This window comes from Paraburkholderia tropica, assembly GCF_014171495.1.
GTDB lineage: Bacteria > Pseudomonadota > Gammaproteobacteria > Burkholderiales > Burkholderiaceae > Paraburkholderia > Paraburkholderia tropica.
Genome location: NZ_CP049136.1, coordinates 462,262 through 478,034, shown reverse-complemented (window position 1 = coordinate 478,034; position 15,773 = coordinate 462,262). Strand labels below are relative to the sequence as shown.

At 68.8% G+C, this 15,773-nt stretch carries 13 protein-coding genes and 1 pseudogene; 1 reads left to right on the top strand and 13 read right to left on the bottom strand.

Features of this window, described 5'->3' with window-relative positions; translation table 11 throughout:
- Positions 1–70: 70 nt before the first annotated feature.
- Positions 71–3,718 (bottom strand): ATP-binding protein, encoded by a 3,648-nt coding sequence (locus G5S35_RS39565; RefSeq protein WP_237181699.1) that lies wholly within the window; start codon positions 3,716–3,718, stop codon positions 71–73.
- Between the two features lie 185 nt (positions 3,719–3,903).
- Positions 3,904–4,527, bottom strand: coding sequence for a GNAT family N-acetyltransferase (locus G5S35_RS25695; RefSeq protein ID WP_074982079.1), 624 nt, complete (start codon positions 4,525–4,527; stop codon positions 3,904–3,906).
- A gap of 498 nt (positions 4,528–5,025) precedes the next feature.
- Between G5S35_RS25695 and G5S35_RS25690 the strand changes: the two genes are divergently transcribed.
- On the top strand, positions 5,026–5,568 hold the full coding sequence (locus G5S35_RS25690) for a hypothetical protein (RefSeq protein WP_065060790.1): 543 nt from the start codon (positions 5,026–5,028) through the stop codon (positions 5,566–5,568).
- Positions 5,569–5,660: 92 nt separating this feature from the next.
- On the opposite strand, the gene G5S35_RS25685 is transcribed toward G5S35_RS25690, so the two are convergent.
- The 11 genes and pseudogenes from G5S35_RS25685 to sctU all read right to left on the bottom strand — a co-directional run bounded on the left by G5S35_RS25685 (position 5,661) and on the right by sctU (position 15,432).
- Positions 5,661–6,116, bottom strand: a complete 456-nt coding sequence (locus G5S35_RS25685; protein ID WP_065060789.1) for a CesT family type III secretion system chaperone — start codon at positions 6,114–6,116, stop codon at positions 5,661–5,663.
- Between the two features lie 91 nt (positions 6,117–6,207).
- Entirely contained in the window at positions 6,208–6,375 is a 168-nt protein-coding gene (locus G5S35_RS25680) for a hypothetical protein (RefSeq protein WP_156773769.1), read from the bottom strand.
- Positions 6,376–6,535: 160 nt separating this feature from the next.
- Positions 6,536–6,784 carry a type III secretion protein gene (locus tag G5S35_RS25675; RefSeq protein WP_065060788.1) on the bottom strand — a complete coding sequence of 83 codons (249 nt, stop codon included), beginning with the start codon at positions 6,782–6,784 and terminating at the stop codon, positions 6,536–6,538.
- A gap of 36 nt (positions 6,785–6,820) precedes the next feature.
- Complete coding sequence (gene hrpD5, locus G5S35_RS25670; protein ID WP_183039902.1) at positions 6,821–8,074, bottom strand: HrpD5 family protein; 1,254 nt, start codon at positions 8,072–8,074, stop codon at positions 6,821–6,823.
- Between the two features lie 143 nt (positions 8,075–8,217).
- A complete protein-coding gene (locus G5S35_RS25665; protein ID WP_183039901.1) occupies positions 8,218–9,210 on the bottom strand; it encodes a hypothetical protein in 993 nt (330 codons plus the stop codon).
- 16 nt (positions 9,211–9,226) lie between these two features.
- Positions 9,227–9,490 (bottom strand): type III secretion system export apparatus subunit SctS, encoded by a 264-nt coding sequence (gene sctS, locus G5S35_RS25660; RefSeq protein WP_065061009.1) that lies wholly within the window; start codon positions 9,488–9,490, stop codon positions 9,227–9,229.
- Between the two features lie 29 nt (positions 9,491–9,519).
- Positions 9,520–10,170, bottom strand: coding sequence for a type III secretion system export apparatus subunit SctR (gene sctR, locus G5S35_RS25655; RefSeq protein WP_065060785.1), 651 nt, complete (start codon positions 10,168–10,170; stop codon positions 9,520–9,522).
- Positions 10,154–11,494 (bottom strand): type III secretion system cytoplasmic ring protein SctQ, encoded by a 1,341-nt coding sequence (gene sctQ, locus G5S35_RS25650; protein WP_183039900.1) that lies wholly within the window; start codon positions 11,492–11,494, stop codon positions 10,154–10,156. The genes sctR and sctQ overlap by 17 nt, the downstream gene beginning before the upstream one ends.
- A 12-nt stretch (positions 11,495–11,506) precedes the next feature.
- Entirely contained in the window at positions 11,507–12,193 is a 687-nt protein-coding gene (gene sctP, locus G5S35_RS25645; protein WP_183039899.1) for a type III secretion system protein SctP, read from the bottom strand.
- A gap of 10 nt (positions 12,194–12,203) precedes the next feature.
- Positions 12,204–14,293 (bottom strand): annotated as a pseudogene (gene sctV, locus G5S35_RS25640) (type III secretion system export apparatus subunit SctV).
- A gap of 50 nt (positions 14,294–14,343) precedes the next feature.
- Complete coding sequence (gene sctU, locus G5S35_RS25635; RefSeq protein WP_065060782.1) at positions 14,344–15,432, bottom strand: type III secretion system export apparatus subunit SctU; 1,089 nt, start codon at positions 15,430–15,432, stop codon at positions 14,344–14,346.
- Positions 15,433–15,773 lie beyond the last annotated feature (341 nt).

Sequence of the window (15,773 nt, the reverse complement as noted above, 5' to 3'; positions counted from 1 at the left end):
GGCGGCGGGACGCGATGCAACCCACGTTAGGCACCGACTGTGACACCCCGAAGCACGACGCGAAGCGCCGTCAGCGAATCCGAACCTGTTCGCTCGCGCGCGGCACGTCGAGCGTTTCGATGTCGACCGTGATGCGCAGCGCGACCCGCTGCGCATGGCAGCGCCGCGCCTGCGCGAGCGCCGCGTCGAGCCGCGCGCGCACGCTTTGCGTGGACTCGCCGGCCGCGAGGCGCAGCGCCGCCTCGATTCGTTGCATCTCCGCCGCGTGCCAGAGTTCGCCGACGCGTTCGGCGCGCAGCAGCGCCATGCGCACGGCGGCGCCGAGCGCCGTGGCCAGCGCTGCATCGTCGGCGAGCGGTGGACGCGGCAACAGCGACGCGACGAACGCGATATCGATCAGATAGACGCGGTCGCGGCCCAGCCGCCGCGCGACGCCGTCGAGCAGCCTGCGCGCGGCGTCGCGGTCGCCCGCGAGCGCGTCGAGCCAGAGTTGCACGTCGAGGCCTGCGCGCAGCCAGCGGCGCGGTCCGCCCGCGCGCGCGCAGGCGATTAGCGCGGCCGAGCACGACTGGGCGCGCGCGGTGTCGCCGTCGAGCACGGCGAGCGCGCAGGCGATGGCGAACGCGGCGCCGCGTGCGGCCAGGTCGGGGTCGTCGTCGGAGACGTCGAGCGCGCCGCTCAACGGCACGCCGACGAACCAGCGCGCGACCGCGAGCACGGCGCTCGCCACCAGCGGCAGTGCGAGGCCGAAGCCGCGCGCCATCGCTTCGGCGTCGAGCAGCGTCTCGTGGTCGATCCCGGCGAGCGTGAGCGCGCCCGACGCGGGCTTGCTGAGCGCGGCGATCGCCTGCCCCGGCGTGGCGTCCGCGCAGGCGAGGCGGCCGGGCGTGTAATGATCGACGAGCGGCGCGAGCTTCTCGATGGCGGACTCGAATTCGCCGTGCCAGGCGTGCACGAGGCCTTCGAGACAGTGCGCGTTGACGAGCGCCGCCGGATGCCGCGCAATCGCCGCGATCTCGCCGAATTCGGTGACGAGCGGCGCGGCGCGCGTCACGTCGCCCGCATCGATCGCGTTCATCACGAGCCGGAACAACGTGTAGAGCCGATACGGCGTATCCGCGCATTCGGTCGCGAGCGCGTAGGCGCGGGACCAGTTCGCGTCGATCTCGGCGGCGCTCGCGTGAGTGGGCGGCAACGCGCGCGCGAGCGCGGCGTGCAGGCGCATTTCGTCGCGGATCAGACGCACGGGCGCGGCCTGGGCACGCGCCAGCGCCGCGCGGATCCAGCCCACGTACTCGTCGGTCAGCGCGAGCGCGGGCCACAGCGGCGCGCCCTGATCGAGCAGTTCCGCGCACAGTTCGACCTTGTTGGCCGCGAGCGCCCAGTCGAGCGCGGCACGCAGATTGTCGATGTCGTGGCGCAGCATCTGCGTGTTGACGCCGGGGTTGCCGCACGCGTTGCCGGACACGTTGCCTCGCTCGCGCACGGGCAGTGCCACACGCCGCGCGAGCATGCGGGCGAGATGGTTCGCGTGATGCGCGCTCGCCTCATGGCTTTCGCGATGACGATCGAGCGCTTCGAGCGCGAAGCGCCGCACCGCGGGCGGCAGGCGCAGGCGGGCGCAATCTGTTGCGACGACGGAATTGGCCGCCGGGGTTTCATCGGCTTCGTTGATGAAACCGAGATGGGCGAGCGTGCGCAGCGCGTGTTCGAGCGTGGCGGGCTTGCTTTCGGCGTTCTCGTCGAGATTGAGCTTGTCGTTGTCGGGGAGCGCGAACGCGCCCAGTAACTCGAGCGCCGCCGCGCGCGAAAAAGCGCCCGCGAATATCGCGAGACGCCGCAGCGCGACAGACGCCGTTTCGTCGAGCGCGGCGCTCGACCATTCCAGCACCACGCGCACGATCTCCGCGTGAGGCAAGGCGATGCGGCTAGCGCCCGCGCGGCGCGTCACGAGCGCGTCGAGTTCGTGCGCGCAGGCGGCGAGCGTGGCGTAGAGCGGTGGCGCGGCATCGGCGCTGGCGCTGGCGTCTGGGTCTGGGTCTGGGTCGGTGTTGACGGCGGGCGTGCAGGCGCATGCGTGCGTGCGCGCGGCGATGGCCGACGCGGCCAGTTCGAGCGCGAGCGGCAAGCCGTCGACGCGCTGACACACGCGTGTCGCCGCCATCAATGCCAGGTAGACCGAATCATTCGGTGATGCGGTCTGCGTCACCTGAGCGGCGGCATGAAGCGCGCTCAGATGCGTCTGCGGATCGTGCATCGCAGGCGTGGGGCGCTGTGTGCGCGATTGAACTGGCGAATAAGCGGCCAACTGACCAAGCCGTTGCCCGAGCTTCGCCAGCAGCAAGGGCAGCGCATCGTGGCTGGCGAGCGGCGCGCCCGCGCCGGTCTCGCGCACGCCTGTGCCATGAGGCGGCGTGCGCAACGGCGCGATGGCGACCGGCAGTTCCCCGCTGATGAACAGCGGCGTCTGCGCCGTGACGAGCACGTGCAGTCCGCTCGCGCCGGCCACCAGCGCTTCGATGGTCAGCTCGGCGGCCTCGCCCAGTCCGTCGCAATGATCGATCACGATCAGCACGCGGCGCGCGCCGATGCGGGCTGCGAGCGCCGCGGGCGAACCGTAGTCGGGCACGGGTGCGAGACCGAGCGCCGCGCCGGTCGCGTGGGCGATGCGCTCGGGCTGCGAGAGCGAGGCGAGATCGGCCCAGAACACGCCATCGGGGAAATGCGAGCCCAGACGGCTGGCCGCTTCGGCGGCGAGGCGCGTCTTGCCGATTCCCGATGCGCCCGTGAGCGTGACGACGCGCCGCTCGGGCACGACGGCCAGCAACTCGGATAGCTCCGCATGGCGTCCCGTGAACGGCGTGAGCGGCGCGCCGCACTGGGCGCGTAGCGCCGCCTCGACGCCGGCCGGCCCGAACGCGGCGAACGCAGACGTCGATGCAGGCATCGATGCCGAGCCTGAGGCCGTGTCGGCCCCGGACAACGGTGCGGGCAAATCCACTTCGTGGTGGCCCGGCAACGCCGTCTGGGCGACGCCCGGTTGGCTGCCGGCGTGGGCTGATGTAGCGGCGACGGCAGGCGCGGCGGGACGTGTCGCCGAGAGCCGCTTGGCGCGTGGCGCGGCGGCGCGCGGTGCGGTCTGATCGACGATGCGCTCGCCCGGCGCGCCAAAGTCGGCTTCGACGGCGCGCGCGAAGGCCCGGTCGAATTCATGACCTGGGACGGGGGCCGGGGCGTGGCTGTCGGGGTTGGCGCGGCCGGCGTCGTCGCGGGATTCGCTGGCCGCGCCGGTCGATGCCGTGGGCGCGTTGCCTTGCGCGGCATCATCGCTACGCGTGAAGGCCGATGCCGATGCCGACGAAGACTCGCCACCCGAAGCCGCCGCACGCGCCTCCAGCAGCCGGATCGTGCCGCTGAAGCGATAGCCGCGCCCCGGCACGGTCACGATCAGATCGCGCTCCTCGTCGAGCGCGCGGCGGATCGCGGAAATCTGCGCCTGCACGGTGTTGGCGTCGACGGGCGCGCCGTTCCAGACCAGCTCGCGCAGTTCCGCCGCCGACACCACGCGGCCATCGGCGTCGAGCAGCGCCACGAGCACGGCGAACGGGCGCGCGGCGAGGTCGATCGCGGCGCCGTCGGCGATCAGCAGACCGGCGTCGCGCGCGAGCCAGAAACGGGAAAAGGCCAGGACCTGACCGGTCAGCCGGGGTAGGGACATCGCAAGCGTCTCGGGAAAAATTCGCAGCGCGGTGGCGCTGCGCCATGGCGGAACGCATGCTGAAACGCTGCATTATTCGTCAGACGTTTGCATTATCGCTGCATTTGTGAACAAATGCCTCGCGAGTGCAATTTTGCTCATTCCGGCGGCGCCGGTGCGTGCATGCCGGATGGCGCGCGCCGTGCTCACGCTTCCGCCAGTTCCCAGCGCATGGTCGAGCGCAGCCATTCCACGCCCGAATTGGGCGCGGGCGGCGGCACGGGCGCGGCGCGCGTGAGCGCGTAGAGATAGCTGTCGGCGGCGAGCAGTCCGCGATTCGGGCGCGGTTCGTAGTTCGCGAGCGTCGCTTCGCGCACGAAGCCGAGGCGCTCCATCGCGCTGTGCGCGAGCCCGTCGACGGCGCAGCAGGCAAACACGCGGTAGACGCCAGGTTGCTCCATGAGCCAGTCGATCAGTTGCTGAAGCGCGAGCACGCCCGCGCGCCGCCGTCGCGCGCCGCCGTCGCGGCTGATCATCACGCCGATCTCCACGCGCGGCAGCGCAGGCTTCAGTTCGATGAGCGCCGTGAGCCGCTGCGTCTGCTGGCATTCGAGCACGTAGCGGATCAGCGTGCCGTCCTGCCAGCCGCGCAAGGCTTCGTCGATGAAGGCCGCCGTATCGTCGAGACGCGTGTGGCGCGCGAGCGGCAGATCGCGCATGGTGTCGGCGTCGCCGAGCATCTGGTCGAAGAGCGCGGGCGCGTCGGCGCGCGTGAGTGGGCGCACGAGCAGCGTCGGCGCGTTGATGCGGTCGAGTGGAATGAAACGCATGGTGCGGGCCTCCCGGTGCCGGTCTGTCGTGAGTTTGTCGTGAATTTGTCGTGGATTCGTCGTGGATTCGTCGTGGACTAAGCGGGCGCCGTCGCGTGTTCTATCGGATGGGCCGAAGTGCGATGGCGTGTCAGTCACCGGGCGAGTGTGAGCGCATCGCGGCAGCGCGCGCGACCGCTCCGCGAAGCCGCGCGCGACGGCGCGAAGTGGCGAAGATCCGGCGATCCGGCGATCCGGCGATCCGGAGCGTCGCGGCGCGCGCAGCAAAGCACCTTGTGATCCGCGCCGATCGCCCGCATCGCTGCGCTTTGCTTCGCGCGCTTTGCGTCGCGCGCTTCGCATCGCGCGACACGCGTTCGCGCCGAGCCAGCGATGCGCGTGCGAGCGTTGTAAGGTCGAGCGTATCCGTCCGGCTGCGGGCCTCGCCGCGCTTGCTCGCGCGCGTGACGTGCAGCCGTGTCGCCCCGCGACCGATCGCATCGAGGAGGACGCCCAGCGATGAATGCACCCACCATCGGCCGTACGCACGGCACCACGCCGCTGCCGGATACCACGCCCGCGCACGAAGCGGGCGCGCCCGCGAAACTTCCGGGCACGCCCCAGCCGCAAACCGAAGACGGGAAACTCGCCACGCTGTCCGCGCTCAATAGCGGCGCGCAAACGGGCGGCCAGGCGGCGGCGGGCAAAGGCAAGCGCGCGTCGTTCGCCGCGAAGCCCGACACCGCGCAGACCGGCAACGCGAGTTCGTCGCACACGCAGACGCCCACAGCCACCGCCGCCAACGGACAGCATGGCGCGCCCGTCGCGCCGGTGCAGCATGGCCAGCCGCCGGCGTTCGCGCCGCAGCAGTCGGCGTTCGGCAAGGCGTCGAGTTTGTTGCAGGATGCGGCGCCGCTGGTCAGCGGCGGGGCGGGTGTGCTGGGCGCGGGCATGCAGATCGCGGGCGGCGTGATGCAGGCGATCCAGTCGGCGGAAATGGCGATCGCCGAAACCATCAAGAACGGCGCGCACAACGTCGAAGAAGCGTCGCGTCCGGTTTGATTGAAGCGCGTCGCGGCGCGGCGCGGCGCGCTTGTTTAATTCGGTATCCTGTTCGATTCGCAGTGCGCAGATGAAGTGCGCACGACGCGCACTTACGCCCTGAGCCAGAACAGCTCGCCCGAGGCGATGCCCTCGAACATCTCATCGCTCGATTCGACGATATTCTGCCGCCAGTAGCGGCCATGATCGGCGTAATGCGCGAGCAGGTCGGCGAGCGCTTCGCCGTCGAGGCCGGTTTCAAATGGCAGACGCAGCACGAGCACGATGCCGCCCGTGTCGCTGTCGATGCCGAGTTGCGCCTGGTCCTGCGCGTAAATCAGCAGATTGGCTTCGAGCATCAGCCGGAACACCACGAGCGTGCGCCCGGCCGTCACGGTGCCGAAGTGAAAATTCGCGTACATCGCGTCGAGATCGCGCTCGAAAAAATCGAGCCGCACGTCGAAGCCTTCCACCTCGATCGTGCGTGTGCGCAGCACCTGATCGACGTCGGCGAGACCGACCGTCGCGCACAGGTCCGCGACCAGGCTGGCATAGCGTTCGCTGCTCATCGTCCTCGCGGGAAAAAGAAGGGTGACGTGGCGAAGGGCGCGCCGCCCGCCACGCAGGCGTGGACAGAGCGGCGCGCCACACGCAGGGCGTTTAGCCGCCGCGCGATGCGTCCTTCACATTGCTCGCGCCGCTCTTGGCGACGTTCGAAACGGATGCGTACATGCTCTGTTCCACCTGCATCTGGGCGGACATCATGGTCATCTGGTCCATTTCCTGGGTGAGACCTTGCATCATGGAACCTGCCGAACCTACGGACATATCGACCTCCGTTGACTGCGATTGAACAACTTGAAAAAGGGCGTGGCCCTGCCTGATATTGCCGCCTCGCAAGCGCGCACGCGCCTGCTTGCGAACTGGCCCGGTGACCGGCGCGGCGGCGAGCGCCGCGCCGGCAATAGACGTATGACGCGTATCGATATCAGCCGCGCGCGAGCGCCTGCTTTTCCTGCAGACGCGCGATCACGCGCGACGCGGCGATAAAGCCGCGATAGAGCTTGGCGAGATTGTTGCGGTCGACTTCATTGACGACCTGGGTCTCGCTGATCTGCTGCGCGGTGGCTTCGAGCGCGGCGCGGATCGCGTCCACGCGCGGAGCGGCCGCCGGATCGGCGAGCGTCTTTTGCAGATCGTTGAACTCGCTGCCATAGGGTTCGAGGTGCTGGTACATGTCGCTCTCCTGTTCGCCAGTGTGTTGACGTGTGATTCAGTGGGCTTGCGCGGACGTGGCGGCGCCGGGCAACGTCGACGGATCGGGTAACGCCACGTATTGCGGCGCGCTTTGCGTCACTTGCTGCGCGACGTGTTCCGCGCTGCGGCTGGCCGTGGCGACGTCGACCGACGAAGTTTGCGGGCGCGCCGCCTGCGTGCTGGTTGGTTCCGATGCCGTTGCGGTCGCCGACGAAGCGGGCGTTGCCGCTGCATCCGCCGCGCTCGCATCGGGGACGTCGACGGCATAAATGTGCTTCACGCCATCCGGCGTTTGCGCGTAGCGCACGTCGTCGGAAGAAATCATTTCGGAGTACGACGCGGTACTCGATGCGTTCGAACCGAATCCGCCCGACTCCGCCACATCGACGGCAATATGCTTCACGTTCGAATCGAGGTCGGCACGCACGCGTTCCAGCGCCGCACTCAGATCCGCCTTGCTGGCCACCGTGCCCGTGACGGCGAAATTGCCGTCGCCGTCGTAACGCACATGCGCGCCCGCAATGCCGAGCGAGTCCTCGATACTGCGCGCGTCGTTCTGCGCCACGTCGTAGTTGCGCGACAGACCGCCTGGCGCGACGCGATCGAGCAGCGCGCGCACGGCGTCGTCGTCGGCGGAAGTCGCGACCATGCCGCTCACGACCACCGTATTGCCGAGCGCGCGCGCCGTGAGTCCGCGCACCTGTGCGGAGGCCAGCGCCGCGTTGACGCGCTGCGCACGCTCGCCGGCGTTGTCGGGCGCGGCGGCGCGGCTCATCTGCGTGGTCGTGACGAGCGAGGCGGCGGCCACCACGAGCCCCAGCACGAAGACGGCGGCGACCGCGCCCATGTAGCGGCGCTGCTTGCGGCGCGCGGCCGCGAACTTCGCCTCGGCAGGCCGCGTGAGCAACATCGAAAGCAGGTCGAGGTCCGAGGGCCACGCGGCGTCGGCGGCGCCGACGCACAGCACGATCTCGTCGAACTGCATCGGCACGAAATCGACCAGCAGCACCGTTTCCGGCGGCGCTTCGCTTGCCGCTTTAACGGCTTCCACTTCGGCGTCGTCGCGTGCGGATTCCTCGCTGACGCTCGCGCCGCTTTCACGCTGCGCGCTGACGACGCCCGTTGCATCGACATGCAGCAGCGCGCTCGTGCCGCGCCAGTCGCTCAACTGGATATCGGCGTCGTCGTCGGCGCCGATGCGGTGCGTGCCTGGCGCGAGCTGAAGCTGCGCACCTGCATGCACGCCCGTCAGTATGCGCAGGAGTTTCATCGTGCTTGCACCGTCTGATTCGAGGGATGGCCGCACGTCCGCGCGGGCTGCGCAAGACGGGCCGGATCGTTGCTAATTTAGGCGGTCCGCAAGCTTTCTCACCGACGCGACGCGAAGGCGCCGCGTGCGATGCGAAGCGACGTTCATCGCGCCCTGCCGCGCGTGAACGCGGAGATCGACGACGCGCCGGGCGGCGCGGTGTTGCCGCTTGTGTCAGTGCTTGCGTTTTGCGCCGTCTCCTGCGGTTCGTGTGCCGCGGCCGCGCGCCCCAGCACGCCGTTGCGCAGCGCGTTCAGCGCACCGAGCGCGCGCGCCCCGCGTGCGCGCGTGTGAGGCAGGTCCGTGTCTTTCCACAGCAGGCCGACGAGCAGATTGAAATGGCGCGCGCGTTCGGGCAGCAACGGCCGCGTGTCCGCGGAATGTCCGGCACGATCCGCCTGCGTGCCACCGCGCTCGCGCAGCGCCGCGATGCCGCCGCCGCGCGGCATCGCGCCGATCTGCTGCTCGACCTGCAACCAGTCGATCTTGAGCTGATGCACGAGCGCGCCGACGTCCGTTTGCGGATTGGCCGCGACCTGTTTGTGGAGCGCGAGCAGATCGCTTTCCCACGCGTCGCGCACGGCGGCGGCGCGCGCGCCTTCCTCGCCGGGACCGAAGCGCGCGGCGATCGCTTCGAGCCGCCCCGAGGGCGGCGGGATGGCCGCGGCGAGACGCGGCTTGACCGAAGGCAGTGCCAACGCGTCGTGATCGCCGTCGCGCTCGTCCTGCGATTGACCGCCGCCGCCGCCGCGCTGGCCGCCGTCACGCGTCACGCGCAGCCGTTCGCCATGCGCGCCGCCGCGTTCGCCCGCGCCTTCGTCATCGCCGCCGCGCCGCAGATTGCGCTGCTGACGCTTTTCTGCGCGACGCTTGCGCGCGAGCGAGTCGGCCATGCGCCGCGCGCGCTGCGAACTCACCGTCGGCCCCGATTGCGGCGCGCTGCCGTACGTGAAGGTGGTTTCGCCGCGATAGAGCGCGGCGAACTGCGCGCTGTTACGCGCGTTCTGGGCGTTGGCGCTGCGCTGCTGCGCGTCGGTGGCGCGTTGCGCGCCGGCGCTCGCCGCGTCGTGCGCGGGATTGTGCGAGATGCGGCTCATCGTGGCTCCATGCGGATCAGAGCGGCACGGCGGCCTGCAGGATTTCGTTGGCGAAATGCAGCACGGCCGCGCACGAGAGCGGCGCCGCCACGACGATCGTGACCGTCACCGCGATGAGCTTGACCGCGTGCGACAGCGTCTGATCCTGCATCGACGTGATCGCCTGCAGAAACGACACGCCCAGCCCCACGACCGCCGCGACAATCACGGGCGGCAGCGAGACGGTCAGGCACAGCAACATGCCCTGCGTGGTGAAACGAACCAGCGTATCGGTATCCATAATCTCTCCGGCAAACTGCGTGCGCGGCATCAGCGATAAGTCATCACGAGGCCGTGTATGAGCGTCGACCAGCCGTCCATCACCACGAACAGCAGCAGCTTGAACGGGATCGCCACGTTGGTCGGCGTGACCTGGTTCAGACCCATCGCAAGCAGCACGTTGGCGATGATGAGATCGACCACGATGAAGGCGATGTAAAGCAGAAAGCCGATCTTGAACGCGTCGGTCAGCTCGCTCAGCGTGAAGGCGGGCGCGAGCACGATCAGGTCGTTTTCCTTGAGCGATTGCGCTTCTTCCCTGGGCCACACGACGCTCGCCGAGCGCAGGAAGAAGCGCTTTTCGCGCTCCTTCGCGTGCTTGATCAGAAACGCGCGGAACGGTTCGCGCGCGGCGCCGAACGCCTGGATCAGCGCCTGCGAGGGCTGCGAGGCGAGCTGCTGGCCTTCGAGCGATTTGGCCGCTTCCATGCCGATCGGCGCCATCACGTAGATCGACACGAGCACGGCGATGCCGTTGAGCACCATGTTCGGCGGCACCTGCTGCACGCCGAGTGCGTTGCGCAACAGGCCGAGCACCACGACGATCTTCGCGTAGGACGTCACCACCATCGCCACGAACGGGAGCAGGCTGATCGTGACGACGACGAGCAGCAGCCCCGTGATATCACTGAACTGGACCATGCCGGTGCGCCATGCGGATGATTCGGATTCCCAGGTGTTCGCCGACAGTGACGAGTTCGCCGTAGCCGATGGTCTGGCCGTGCGCGACGAGCCGCAGACGCGCGTCGGCGACCGGCACGGGCAACTCGACCACATAGCCCGGACCGAGCGTGGAAAGCTGCGCGAGCGGCAGCGCGACGGTGTCGATTTCGAATTGCACCGGCAGTTCGAGCTCGCCGATGTGGATCGGATTGTCGGGTTGATCGACGGCGAGACCGGCGTCGGCGTTCGCCGGGTCAAGCTCTTCGGACATGTTCGGCTCCTTGAGGATGACGGGCGCTGGCCCGTCGAATGCAATTTCGGCGATCAGGCGCGCGAGCCCCGGCGTACCCCACGCGGCCAGCGCGCGCGGACGCGCGGAGGATGCGGGCGGCGCGTCGGGCGCATCGTCTTCGTCGTAGAGGTGGCTTTCGAGCTGCTGCGGCGTGTCGGATGCTGCGAGTGTGGCTGCCGTCCACGAGGGAAACAGCGCGCGCAGCAGCACGTCGCCGACGTCGAGCGAGCGCAGCGTCTGCACGTCGAGCGGTTTCATGCCGACGATCAGGCTGCCGGGTAAGGCGAGCGCGGGAAAGTCGGGTATCGGTGCGCCGGATGTCGGGTGGGTGTCCGGCGCGCGCAGGCGGGCGTCGATCAGATCGAGCGCGCGCGAGCACGCCGCGATGCGCAGCGTGTGTAGCGTGGGGGTTGCGGTGTCGATCGGCGTCGTGAAGGACAGGGCGATCTGCACGTCCGCCTGCAACGTTGCGCGCCGTACCGATACGAGGCGGGCATCGCACGCCAGCACTTCGCCGATGCGGGTGAGCATCGGTTCGAGCAGTACGCCGGCCACGGCGTCGCGTAGCGCGTGTTCGGCGGCATCGCCGTGTGCGCCTGGCGTGTCGGAGCGCGCGCCGGTCGCAACAACCGCAACAATCGCGAGCGCAGGATAGGCCTGCAAATCCAGTGCGATTCGCAACGAAGCCGGTTTGAATTCAGCGCTGTCGCGCGCGCTCAATGCAATCTCGACGATGGCGGGATCGGCGAAATCCGCCGCGTGCGCCTGCGTTCGATTGGTATCGATCACACGCACATCGATCGTTTGCGCGCCGAGCTGCGCGCGCGCGAACGGCGCGAAACGCGCGTCGCCGATCGTGCGCGAGGTGCGGGCGTCCGCGCGGCTCAGCGCGGGCAACGGCAGCGGGCCGACCTGCGCCGCCTCGATCTGTGCATACGCACGGGTGCGTGACGGAGGCGAGCCGGTTTCGGTCAGATCGACGGTGGCGGGTACCGCGAAGGGCGCGTTCATGCGTCGGTGAGGTCACCAGAATGTGAGTTCGATATCGCGGGGTTCGCCCCAGGCGCGCAATATCGCGTCCAGTTCGCGTTCGAGCAAACCGCTGTGCTCCAAGAGTAATTGCCTGGACTCCGGCGCCTGCGTATCGAAACGAAGCTGCAGCCGGAAACGCGAAAGCGAGAGGTAGAGCGTGGTGTGCGGCAGCACGGCGGGATCGATCGGCAACTCGACTTCCCAGTTGCCCGCTTCAGCCACCGCGGGGTCGCCGCAGAACGCGCCGATGTGGCGCGCGAGCGCCGCGAGCAGCGCAACCACGCGCTGCTGACGCACCAGCACGGCGGAGACGGCGGGCGCCGCCGCGTGCGCGATGTGCGAGCCGAGCGCGTTGCGTTGCTTCGTCAGGCCGGCGTCGGCGTCGCGATCGGGCGTGTCGCCGTGGGGCGCGGAGTCGTCGGCGTGGGCGAAGGGCGTGGGCGCGGCGGGGGCGTTATTGTCCTCGTCATCGTCGTGCGCTGCTCGCGTTGCGTCGGCGCTGTCGTCTTGCGATGCCGCTTCGCGCATGCGCGCCTCGCGCGCGGGACGCCGCCACGCGCGGCGGCCTTTGAGCAGCGCGGCGTAGTCGAAGTCGTCGGCGCTCGCGTCGTGCGGAGCGTCGCTGGAATCCGCCGAGCCCGGAATGATGCGCAGATGGCGCGAGCCGATATACGTCACGTCGCGCGCCTCAGATCGACACGCGGCCGAGCGGCTGCAATTCGACGTGCTCGCCGAGTTCCTGATACGAGTACACGGCGAGCCAGCCGAGCCGCGCCTCGATCATGCGGCGCACGTAGCGGCGAATATCCATCGACGTGACGAGCGCCACGCCGTCGCGCGGCGCGGTGCCGACGAACGACTGAATGCGGTCGATCAGCAGCGTGGCTTCGTCGGGCGGCAGCGCGAGGAAATTGCCGGTGGGCGTTTGCTTGATCGCCTGGCGGATGTGCTGCTCGACCGGCATGTCGAACAGCACCGCGCAGAGCGTGCGCGCGCCGCGCGTGGCGCGATGCGCGATGAAGCGCGAGAGATCGCCGCGCACGTACTCGGTCAACATCAGCATGTCCTTCTCTTTGGGCCCCCAGGTGATGAGGCTTTCCATGATCGAGCGGACATTGCGGATCGAGATCTGTTCCTCGAGCAGACGGCGCAACACGTCGGCCATGCGTTGCGGCGGCAGCGCTTTTGCGCCTCGGAAACGAGGCCGGGGTAATCGGCGGCAAGCTGGTCGAGCATCCACTGCACTTCCTGAATGCCCAGAAAAAGCGGCGCGTGGCGGCGCAGCAGCGCAACCGACGCGTGTGCGATGACTTGCTCCGCGCGCCATACCGGCGTCTTCGCGGGCACGGCGCGCTCTTCGAGCCAGTGCGTGGGCGTGCCGCTCGCGTCGATCGGCGGGCCGGGTTCGCAGCGTTCGATGAGCGCGGCCCAGGCGTTGGCGTCTTCGGGCGAAGCATCGGCGGCGGGCTGGGCGAGCGCGGGCAGCATCACGCGTCCGGCGGGCAGTTGCAGCGTGAGTTGCGGCACGTCGTGCACGAGGATCTCGCAGGTGGAGGCGGGCAGCGCCGCATACGACCACATCGTGATGCCCGGAAACGGCAAGCCCAGTTCTTCCTGCAAGCGCGCGCGTTCCGCTTCGAACGATTTGTCGAGCGCGGGCATGGCGAGCCGCGCGACGAGATCGGGCGCGATACGCACGCCCAGCGGGCAGGTGAATTGCGGCGGCCGCGACAGGATGGCGGGCACGTCCACCTTCGAACCCGAACGCTGCATCGCATGCAGCGCCTCGCGCTCGTGCTCCTGTTTTTGCGGCTCCTTGCGCGAGAGCCGCCACGCCGTGAAGGCGAGCGTGCCCGCGAGCAGCACGAAGAGCGCCGCGGGAAAACCGGGCACGGCGGCGAAGCCGAGCAGCAGCACTGCGGCGAAATAGAGCGCGCGCGAACTCGAACCGAGCTGCCGCCCGATCTCGTCGCCGAGCGAGCTTTGCTTCGTCTGGCGCTCGTCGGCCACGCGCGTGATCATCACGCCGGCCGCGACCGAGAGCAGCAGCGAAGGAATCTGCGAGACCATTGCGTCGCCGACCGAGAGTACCGAAAAGCGGTTCGCTGCTTCGCCCGCGCTCATGCCGTGATACGCGACGCCCACCGCAATGCCCGCGACGATGTTGATCATCGTGATGATGAGCCCGGCGATGGCGTCGCCCTTGACGAACTTCATCGCGCCGTCCATGCCGCCGTGCAACTGGCTTTCGACAGCGAGCGTCGCGCGCTTGCGCTTCGCTTCTTCGGCGGTCAGCAGGTTCGCGCGCAGATCGGCGTCGATGCTCATCTGCTTGCCGGGCAGCGCGTCGAGCGTGAAGCGCGCGCCCACTTCCGCCACGCGCTCCGAGCCCTTCGCGATCACGATGAACTGCACCGTCGTGATGATGACGAACACCACGAGCCCGACCACCAGATTGCCGCCCACCACCAGTTCGCCGAAGCTCTCGATGATATGACCGGCTTCCGCGTGCAGCAGAATCGATTTCGTCGACGCGATATTCAGCGAGAGACGATAGAGCGTGGTGAACAGCAGCAGCGAGGGAAACGCGGAGAGCGACACCGCATCGGGAATATAGATCGTCACCATCAGCAGCGTCACGCTGATCGTGATGTTCACGCCGAGCAGCACGTCGATCACGGCGGGCGGCAGCGGCAGGATCATCAGCGAGATGATCGCGACGATCAGCGCGACGATGCCGACTTCGCCACCGGCGGGCAGTCTGAGCGATTTGAACATGATGGCGGCGGGCTCCGGGCGGCGTTTTGACTCGGGATCAGTGCAGCGGATCAGTGCAGTGGCGTGGCGTCGCGATCGGACGCGGGCGCGTCCTTGCGCGCGCCGATGGCGTCCACCCAGCGCAGGATGGCGGCGACGGTTTCGAACAGTTCCTCGGGAATGGGCTCGTCCACGCCGATCTTGTAGAGCGCGCGCGCGACGGGCGGATTGCCGACGATCGGCACGCCGCTTTCATGCGCGGCGCGGCGCAGCAACATGGCCTGGTCGTCCATGCCCTTGGCGATCACGCGCGGCAGCGGATGTTCGGCGGGCGCGTAGCGCACAGCCACGGCGTAGTGCGTGGGATTCACGACCATCATGTTCGCGAGCCCGACCTTCGCGGTCGGCGGCGGCGAGTTCAGAATCTCGCGCGCGAGGCGTCGGCGCTCGCCCTTGATACGCGGATCGCCTTCCTGATTCTTGTGCTCGCGTTTGACCTCGTCCTTCGACATCTTCATCTTCTTGAGAAACATGAATTGCTGAAGCTTGACGTCGGCGGCGCCGATCAGCACGAACACGGCGGACGCGACCATCAGCAACTTGAGCAGCATGTCCCAGAACATGCGCGTGAGGCCCGGCAGCGGTTGATACAGCGAACCGACGATGAGCGGAAAGAGCCACTTGATGGTCATCCACATCACGGCGAAGATGATGGCCGCTTTCACCACCATTTTTACGGACTCGATCACGGTGCGGATCGAGAAGATGCGCTTGAGACCCGCGCCCGGGCTGACGGCGTTGAGGTTCGGCGTGACCGGCTTGGTCGCGATCTGCAGGCCGACCTGGCCGATGCCCGCCGCGACCGCCGCCAGTGCCGCCGCGCACGCAATCGGCACGCTCGCCTTGAGCGCGAGGCCGCCGATCGTGTAGAGCTGGGTCTGCATGTTCACGATCGAGTGATCGCCGTGCACGAAGTCGAGCGCGAGCGTCATCACCGCGCGGAAGATGTCGCTGAGCTGGCTCGCGCTGGCCGCGAGCAGCACGACGACGGCCGCCATCGAAATGGCGTCGGTGAGGTCGCTGCTGCGCGAGACCTGGCCTTCCTTGCGCGCGTCCTTGAGTTTTTTCGCGGTGGGTTGTTCGGTCTTTTCTTCGCTCATACGGCGGCAGGATCGTGATTCGGCGCCAGGGCGCGGGTGGGGTGACGATAGCCTTGGCGCTCGCCAGACGCGGCACGCGGTGCGAAGGCGTTGCGCGTGGTGCGAATCGGGCGCGCCGTTTTCGTCAACGATGAATGGCGGTATGTCGCTCGAAGTCGATCCGCTGATCGCAGCAGCCCCGCCCCGCCATCCAGCCGCTTCGCATCCCCGGTCCCATCTTCGCCTGCCGCGCGGGCCTGCCCGCAACCCGTTGCTAATGTGCCCACATCGAGCGCCGGCCGCACGGCGCCCATGTTTCCCGACCCGGGCCGCGCCCCACGGCACGCCCGCCCAACCAGGAG